A 7,545-nucleotide genomic window follows, 5' to 3' on the forward strand; every position below is an offset into this window, starting at 1 on the left:
TCGAAACCTACATAACTCTTTGTTTACCAAGGAGTTTTCCGTTTCGACTGCGCCGGAAGTGGGGCGAATTATAGACAGATATAAAACGCCGTCAACAGTTAATTTCAGGTTTATTCGGATTTAAGCGTAATACGCGCAAATGCCTTCTTGCCGGCCTGGCAAACGTGGGTCGCGCCCAGTTCGTATATAAAGGTGCGATCGACAACCTCACCATCTATACGTACACCGCCAGACCCCAGAAGGTCGCGCGCCACCGCCGAGTTCTTCACCAGGCCCGCCTTATTAAGGACGGCAGCGATCGGCATTGCCTCGCCAGCAGTCAATTCAATCTCAGGCAGATCATCCGGCAGCTCGCCATCCTTCATACGGTTACCCGCAGCACGGTGAGCACTGGCCGCAGCCTCTTCACCATGGAAGCGCGCAACAATCTCTTCAGCCAGCTTGATCTTCACATCCCGCGGGTTAGCCCCAGCTTCCACTTCAGCACGCAATGCATTGATCTCATCCATCGAGCGGAAACTCAACAGTTCGAAGTAACGCCACATCAGCGCATCCGGAATCGAAACCAGCTTGCCGTACATCACACCCGGCGCTTCCTGGATACCGACATAGTTACCCAGGGACTTGGACATCTTCTTGACGCCATCCAGCCCTTCCAGCAACGGCATCGTCAGAATGCACTGAGCCTCTTGCCCATACGCACGCTGCAGCTCACGCCCCATCAGCAGGTTGAACTTCTGATCAGTACCGCCCAGCTCGACATCGGCACGCAACGCCACCGAGTCATACCCTTGAACCAATGGGTACAGGAACTCATGGATAGCGATCGGCTGATTAGTGGAGTAGCGCTTATCGAAGTCATCGCGCTCGAGCATGCGAGCAACGGTGTACTGGGACGTAAGACGAATGAAATCCGCCGGCCCCATCTGATCCATCCAGGTGGAGTTGAAGGCCACCTCGGTCTTGGCCGGATCAAGAATCTTGAAGACCTGGGTCTTGTAGGTCTCGGCGTTATCGAGAACCTGCTCACGGGTCAGCGGCGGACGCGTAGCGCTCTTGCCGCTCGGATCGCCGATCATCCCGGTGAAGTCACCTATAAGGAAGATCACCTGATGCCCCAGTTCCTGGAACTGGCGCAGCTTATTAATAAGCACCGTATGCCCAAGGTGCAGATCCGGCGCCGTCGGATCAAAGCCGGCCTTAATACGCAGGGGCTGGCCACGCTTGAGCTTTTCGATCAGCTCAGCTTCGACCAACAGTTCTTCCGCACCACGTTTGATCAGCGCTAGCTGCTCTTCAACCGACTTCATAACAGACCCGCAAGGCTCAGATTCAAAAGGGAACCAACCATACAAGATCAGGGACTAATTACAAGTTTTGCCCTGCGCACGGACACCGTTCAGCAAGCCCAGCGTTCGCAAGCTTGCACCACAGATGATTTGGTTATATTTTATACAGTTATTTCATCTTCATCATGTCATTCATCTTTTCCAATTCATCTTTTCAAAGTCAAAATTACTTATGACCACAGAACCGTCTAAAGCGCCGCCGCTTTACCCGAAGACCCACCTGCTCGCCGCAAGTGGGATCGCCGCCCTTCTGAGCCTGGCACTCCTGGTATTTCCTTCCAGCGACGTAGAAGCCAAACGAACGACCCTAAGCCTTGACCTTGAAAGTCCGGTTGAGCAACTGACACAAGATCAAGACGCTTCCGACGCACTTCAAGCCACAAATGGCGCAGCCGAATCGCCGTTTGCCCAGATCGAAAGCAGCGCCGAAGACACCAAGGAAACCGCGCAGGCCGAACCTGCAGTAGTAGAGGTACCCAAGAACCCGCTGCACCGGGAAGTCATTGTTGCCAAGGGCGACACCCTTTCGACCCTGTTCGAAAAGGTCGGCCTCCCCGCCGCGACGGTCAACGATGTACTGGCAAGCGACAAGCAGGCCAAGCAATTCACCCAACTCAAGCATGGCCAGAAGCTTGAATTCGAACTGGCGCCCGACGGCCAGTTGACCAACCTGCACAGCAACGTCAGCGACCTGGAAAGCATCACCCTGACCAAAGGCGCCAAGGGCTTTGCGTTCAACCGCATCACCACCAAGCCGGTCATGCGCTCCGCCTATGTACACGGCGTGATCAACAGCTCGCTGTCGCAGTCCGCCGCCCGCGCCGGCCTGTCCCACAGCATGACCATGGACATGGCCAGCGTGTTTGGCTACGACATCGACTTCGCCCAGGACATTCGCCAGGGTGACGAATTCGACGTGATCTACGAACAGAAGGTCGCCAACGGCAAGGTCGTCGGCACCGGTAACATCCTTTCTGCGCGGTTTACCAACCGTGGCAAGACCTACACCGCCGTGCGCTACACCAACAAACAAGGCAACAGCAGCTACTACACCGCCGACGGCAACAGCATGCGCAAGGCGTTCATCCGTACCCCGGTTGACTTCGCCCGTATTAGCTCGCGTTTCTCGATGGGTCGCAAGCATCCAATTCTGAACAAAATTCGCGCTCACAAAGGCGTCGACTACGCCGCCCCGCGTGGCACGCCGATCAAGGCTGCCGGTGACGGCAAGGTCTTGCTGGCCGGTCGCCGTGGCGGCTACGGCAACACCGTGATCATCCAGCACGGGGCCACCTACCGTACGCTGTATGGCCATATGCAAGGTTTCGCCAAGGGCATCCAGACCGGCGGCAACGTCAAGCAGGGCCAGGTGATCGGTTACATCGGCACTACCGGGCTGTCCACCGGCCCGCACTTGCACTACGAGTTCCAGGTCAACGGCGTGCACGTCGACCCACTGGGCCAGAAGCTGCCAATGGCCGACCCGATCGCCAAGGCCGAGCGCGCCCGCTTCCTGCAGCAGAGCCAGCCATTGATGGCCCGCATGGACCAGGAGCGCTCGACTCTCCTGGCTTCGGCGAAGCGCTAAGCCATGTCGCTCTATATAGGTGTGATGTCCGGGACCAGCCTTGATGGCCTGGACATTGCGCTGATCGAGCAAGGCCCGGCGATCAAGCTGATCGCCACCCACTACATCCCCATGCCTGAATCCCTGCGTTCCGAGCTGCTTGGCCTGTGCGCCAGCGGCCCGGACGAGATTGCCCGTTCGGCGCTCGCGCAGCAGAACTGGGTGACGCTTGCCGCCCAAGGTATTCACGCCCTACTCGATCAGCAGAACCTCAAGCCCCAGGACATTCGAGCGATTGGCAGCCACGGCCAAACCATTCGTCACGAACCTGCACGGGGTTTTACCGTGCAGATCGGCAACCCGGCGCTGCTCACCGAATTGACGGGAATCACCGTCGTCAGTGATTTCCGTAGCCGCGATGTCGCCGCCGGAGGCCAAGGCGCCCCGCTGGTGCCTGCATTTCATGAGGCACTGTTTGGCGAGCGTACGGGCAACCGCGCCGTACTGAATGTGGGCGGCTTCAGCAACCTCAGCCTGATCGAGACCGGCAAACCGGTCGCGGGCTTCGACTGCGGCCCGGGGAATGTCCTGCTGGATGCCTGGATTCACCAGCAACGCGGCGAGAACTTCGACCGCGATGGCCAGTGGGCTGCCAGCGGGAAGGTTGAACCCCAGCTACTCAAGGCATTGCTCAGCGATCCGTTCTTTGTGACCAAGGGGCCAAAAAGCACCGGTCGCGAAGTCTTCAACCTGGGATGGCTTGAGCATCACCTGGGACGATTGCCGCCATTCGCAGCCCAGGACGTGCAAGCCACATTGCTCGAGCTGACTGCCCTGACCATCGTCGAATCCCTGCAAACCGCCCAACCACAGACCGAAACCCTGCTGGTCTGCGGCGGCGGCGCCCACAACGCAACCTTGATGAGCCGCCTGAGCGCCCTGCTGCCGGCGACCCAGGTGAGCAGCACCGCCACCTGCGGCGTAGACCCTGACTGGGTCGAAGCCATGGCGTTCGCCTGGCTGGCCCATTGCTGCCTGGAAGGCATCGCCGCCAACCGCCCCAGCGTCACCGGCGCCCGCGGCCTTCGTGTACTCGGCGCGATCTACCCCGCCTGAATCCCACACAGCAAAACGCCGCTTGGCCCTATCAAGGCCAAGCGGCGTTTTTATATCCGCTGTCGATCAGATCGAGAACGAAGACCCGCAACCACAAGTGGTGGTGGCATTCGGGTTCTTGATCACGAAGCGCGAACCTTCCAGACCTTCCTGATAGTCCACCTCGGCTCCTGCCAGGTACTGGAAGCTCATCGGATCGACAACCAGGCTGACGCCCTCGCGCTCAACGATGGTGTCGTCATCGGCCACGTCTTCATCGAAGGTAAAACCGTACTGAAACCCTGAACAACCGCCGCCCGTAACAAATACGCGCAGCTTCAAGCGATCATTACCCTCTTCATCGACCAGGCTCTTCACCTTGTGCGCAGCACCGTGGGTGAATTGCAAAGCCGTGGGGGTGAAGGATTCAACGCTCATGCTGATAATCTCCCGGCGTAGCGCCGCCATATGCGTGATGGCGGGCATTATCCGCTTCTCCTAGAAAAGCGGTCAACTATTGTTACGGTATATCAATCTGCGCAGCGGCCATTAAAAACACGAAAGGCCCGATCAACGGGCCTTTGCGCAACAGCAGAAAATTTACGGCAGCATGCCCGCGTGGGACAGGCCCAGCTTCTCATCCAGGCCAAACAGGATGTTCATGTTCTGCACAGCCTGGCCCGAAGCGCCCTTGACCAGGTTGTCGATAACCGACAATACCACCACCAGGTCACCATCCTGTGGACGATGCACTGCGATACGGCACACGTTGGCACCGCGCACGCTGCGGGTCTCCGGGTGGCTGCCCGCCGGCATCACATCGACGAACGGCTCATTGGCATAGCGCTTTTCAAACAGCGCCTGCAGGTCTACCGAGCGATCAACGACTGTCGCATACAGTGTGGAGTGGATCCCGCGGATCATCGGTGTCAGGTGCGGCACAAACGTCAGGCCGACATCCTTGCCCGCAGCACGACGCAGCCCCTGGCGAATTTCCGGCAAGTGACGATGGCCTTTGACTGCATAGGCTTTCATGCTTTCCGACGTCTCGGAGTAAAGCGAACCTACAGCGGCCCCACGACCAGCACCACTGACGCCCGACTTGCAGTCAGCAATCAGCCGCGATGCATCCGCCAGCCCGGCTTCCAGCAATGGCAGGAAACCCAACTGCGTAGCGGTCGGATAGCAACCCGGCACAGCGATCAGGCGTGCTTGCTTGATCTGCTCACGATTGACTTCCGGCAGGCCGTACACCGCCTCTTCCAGCAACTGCGGTGCACCGTGAGGCTGGCCGTACCACTTGGCCCACTCATCGGCGTCCTGCAGGCGGAAGTCTGCCGACAAGTCGATCACCTTGGTGCCGGCGGCCAGCAACTCGCCCGCCAGGGCATGGGCCACACCGTGAGGCGTGGCAAAGAACACCACATCACACGCGCCCAGGGTCTTGATATCCGGAACGCTGAACGCCAGGCCGTCATAGTGGCCTCGCAGGTTCGGGTACATATCGGCCACAGCCAGGCCGGCCTCGGATCGTGAAGTGATCACCACCACCTCAGCTTGCGGATGCTGAGCCAACAGACGCAGCAATTCGACACCGGTGTAACCCGTGCCGCCGACGATACCGACCTTGACCATAAACCTGCCCTCAACGAACCCACTGGAAAGCCGTCGATAATAGGGTTCGTATCGTCCTGCGACAACCTTCAACATGACGTGTAGACGCAAGAGCCACTACTATCTTCAGCTACCGTGAACCTGGGAATAACTAAAAATGCTTTATCTATGGGTCAAAGCCTTTCATATCGTCAGCATCGTCTGCTGGTTTGCCGCGCTGTTCTACCTTCCGCGCCTGTTCGTCTACCACGCCCAAAGCGAGGACACCATCAGCAAGGAACGCTTCAGCGTGATGGAGCGCAAGCTGTACCGCGGCATCATGGGCCCGGCGATGATCGCCAGCCTGGTGTTCGGCGGCTGGCTGATCTACCTCAACCCGGCCATCTTTCAATCCGGCGGGTGGATCCACGCCAAGTTGACTCTGGTAGTACTGCTCATCGGCTACCACCATATGTGCGGCGCGCAGGTAAAACGTTTCGCCCGTGGCGAAAACACCCGCAGCCATGTCTTTTATCGCTGGTTCAATGAAGTGCCAGTTCTGATATTGCTGGCTATCGTAATTTTGGTCGTGGTCAAACCGTTCTAATCTCTATTACTCGGGGTACTTCCAATGTCGCTGCCCGCTTCGCTCGAACACAGTCTGCGCCTGCCCGTCGTGGCTGCGCCGATGTTTCTGATCTCCAACCCGCAACTGGTGCTGGCCTGCTGCCGCAACGGGATCGTCGGCAGCTTCCCTGCCCTCAACCAGCGGGAAAGCAGCGGCTTCAAGGCGTGGCTGGAAGAAATCGAAGCGGGCCTGGCGCTGCTGGATAACCCGGCGCCCTATGCGGTCAACCTGATCGTGCACAACAGTAACCCGCGGGTGGAAGCTGACCTGGCGATCTGCGTCGAGCACAAGGTGCCGATCGTCATCACCAGCCTGGGCGCGGTGAAAGAATTGGTAGACGCGGTGCATAGCTACGGCGGCCTGGTATTCCACGATGTCACGACCCGGCGCCACGCCGAAAAGGCCGCTGAAGCCGGCGTCGATGGCCTGATCGCCGTTGCGGCGGGCGCAGGTGGCCACGCCGGCACCTGGAGCCCGTTCTCGCTGATCGCAGAAATCCGTCAGTTCTTCGACAAAACCCTGCTGCTCGCCGGTTGCCTGAACCACGGCCACGAAATCCTCGCCGCGCAACTGCTCGGCGCCGACCTGGCCTATTTCGGCACGCGTTTTATCGGCACCACCGAAAGCCATGCCCCGGATGCCTATAAAGAGATGCTGCTCACATCGCGCGCCGCCGACATCGTGCACACTCCAGCCGTCTCCGGTGTTCCCGCAAGCTTCATGCGCCAGAGCCTGGAAAATGCCGGTTTCGACCTCGCCGCGCTGCAAGGCAAGGGTGAAGTCAATTTTGGCTCCAAGCTCAAGCCACTCAACGACGAAGCCAAAGCCTGGAAGACCGTGTGGTCCGCCGGCCAGGGCGTCGGAGAGATTGATGATTTGCCCAGCGTCGATGAACTCGTGGCCCGCCTGGATGCCGAATACCGCAAGGCGCTCGAGCATGCGGCACAATTGCCTGAACGCTGGCCACGCTGATCCGCGATTCAAAGCCTGCTGATCAAGGCAGGCCTCCCCATTCAAGTGACAAGGATGCCCGCATGAGCGACAACCGTTTCAAGATTGTGTTTGATGGCGCATTGCTCCCGGGTGTCGAAAGCACCACCGCCAAGCTGAACCTCGCCGAGTTGTTCAAAAGTGATGTCGACGCGATCGAAAAGCTTTTCACCGGCCGCCCGGTCGCGCTGAAACGCGACCTTTCCCGCGCCGATGCCGAGACCTATCTGCAAGCGCTGAAAAACGCCGGGGTGGATGCGCGGATAGAAGAAGAGCAGCCGGTCGCCTTCAGCCTTGCCGAAACCCATGAAACGGACTCCGGC

7 protein-coding genes and 1 pseudogene are annotated in these 7,545 nt (G+C 59.0%); 5 read left to right on the forward strand and 3 right to left on the reverse strand.

The window, feature by feature from the left end; all coding sequences use genetic code 11:
- Nucleotides 1-110 precede the first annotated feature (110 nt).
- Nucleotides 111-1,310: a tyrosine--tRNA ligase gene (gene tyrS / locus HX873_RS27865; RefSeq protein WP_003210928.1), complete on the reverse strand. Its 1,200-nt coding sequence runs from the start codon at nt 1,308-1,310 to the stop codon at nt 111-113.
- Nucleotides 1,311-1,521: 211 nt separating this feature from the next.
- Here tyrS and HX873_RS27870 point away from each other — a divergent pair, with 211 nt between their 5' ends.
- Together HX873_RS27870 and HX873_RS27875 are read left to right on the forward strand one after the other, a co-directional pair.
- Nucleotides 1,522-2,937: a peptidoglycan DD-metalloendopeptidase family protein gene (locus HX873_RS27870; RefSeq protein ID WP_177123508.1), complete on the forward strand. Its 1,416-nt coding sequence runs from the start codon at nt 1,522-1,524 to the stop codon at nt 2,935-2,937.
- Nucleotides 2,938-2,940: 3 nt separating this feature from the next.
- Nucleotides 2,941-4,032 (forward strand): anhydro-N-acetylmuramic acid kinase, encoded by a 1,092-nt coding sequence (locus HX873_RS27875; RefSeq protein ID WP_008434463.1) that lies wholly within the window; start codon nt 2,941-2,943, stop codon nt 4,030-4,032.
- 66 nt (nt 4,033-4,098) lie between these two features.
- On the opposite strand, the gene erpA is transcribed toward HX873_RS27875, so the two are convergent.
- Entirely contained in the window at nt 4,099-4,449 is a 351-nt protein-coding gene (erpA, locus tag HX873_RS27880) for an iron-sulfur cluster insertion protein ErpA (RefSeq protein ID WP_003176443.1), read from the reverse strand.
- A gap of 162 nt (nt 4,450-4,611) precedes the next feature.
- Nucleotides 4,612-5,646 carry an N-acetyl-gamma-glutamyl-phosphate reductase gene (gene argC / locus HX873_RS27885; RefSeq protein WP_003210935.1) on the reverse strand — a complete coding sequence of 345 codons (1,035 nt, stop codon included), beginning with the start codon at nt 5,644-5,646 and terminating at the stop codon, nt 4,612-4,614.
- Nucleotides 5,647-5,782: 136 nt separating this feature from the next.
- Here argC and hemJ point away from each other — a divergent pair, with 136 nt between their 5' ends.
- The 3 genes and pseudogenes from hemJ to HX873_RS27900 form a co-directional block, all read left to right on the forward strand.
- Nucleotides 5,783-6,211, forward strand: coding sequence for a protoporphyrinogen oxidase HemJ (gene hemJ, locus HX873_RS27890; RefSeq protein ID WP_003210937.1), 429 nt, complete (start codon nt 5,783-5,785; stop codon nt 6,209-6,211).
- Nucleotides 6,212-6,235: 24 nt separating this feature from the next.
- A complete protein-coding gene (locus tag HX873_RS27895; protein WP_003210939.1) occupies nt 6,236-7,204 on the forward strand; it encodes a nitronate monooxygenase family protein in 969 nt (322 codons plus the stop codon).
- Between the two features lie 62 nt (nt 7,205-7,266).
- Nucleotides 7,267-7,545, forward strand: a pseudogene (locus HX873_RS27900) (DUF805 domain-containing protein); the annotation flags it as partial.

This window comes from Pseudomonas sp. P7758, from assembly GCF_013386485.1.
Lineage (GTDB): Bacteria > Pseudomonadota > Gammaproteobacteria > Pseudomonadales > Pseudomonadaceae > Aquipseudomonas.

Excerpts from the sequence above, each read along its gene's own strand:
- tyrS (WP_003210928.1), bottom strand. The coding sequence starts at position 1,310 with ATGAAGTCGGTTGAAGAGCAGCTAGCGCTGATCAAACGTGGTGCGGAA.
- HX873_RS27870 (WP_177123508.1), top strand. The coding sequence starts at position 1,522 with ATGACCACAGAACCGTCTAAAGCGCCGCCGCTTTACCCGAAGACCCAC.
- HX873_RS27875 (WP_008434463.1), top strand. The coding sequence starts at position 2,941 with ATGTCGCTCTATATAGGTGTGATGTCCGGGACCAGCCTTGATGGCCTG.
- erpA (WP_003176443.1), bottom strand. The coding sequence starts at position 4,449 with ATGAGCGTTGAATCCTTCACCCCCACGGCTTTGCAATTCACCCACGGT.
- argC (WP_003210935.1), bottom strand. The coding sequence starts at position 5,646 with ATGGTCAAGGTCGGTATCGTCGGCGGCACGGGTTACACCGGTGTCGAA.
- hemJ (WP_003210937.1), top strand. The coding sequence starts at position 5,783 with ATGCTTTATCTATGGGTCAAAGCCTTTCATATCGTCAGCATCGTCTGC.
- HX873_RS27895 (WP_003210939.1), top strand. The coding sequence starts at position 6,236 with ATGTCGCTGCCCGCTTCGCTCGAACACAGTCTGCGCCTGCCCGTCGTG.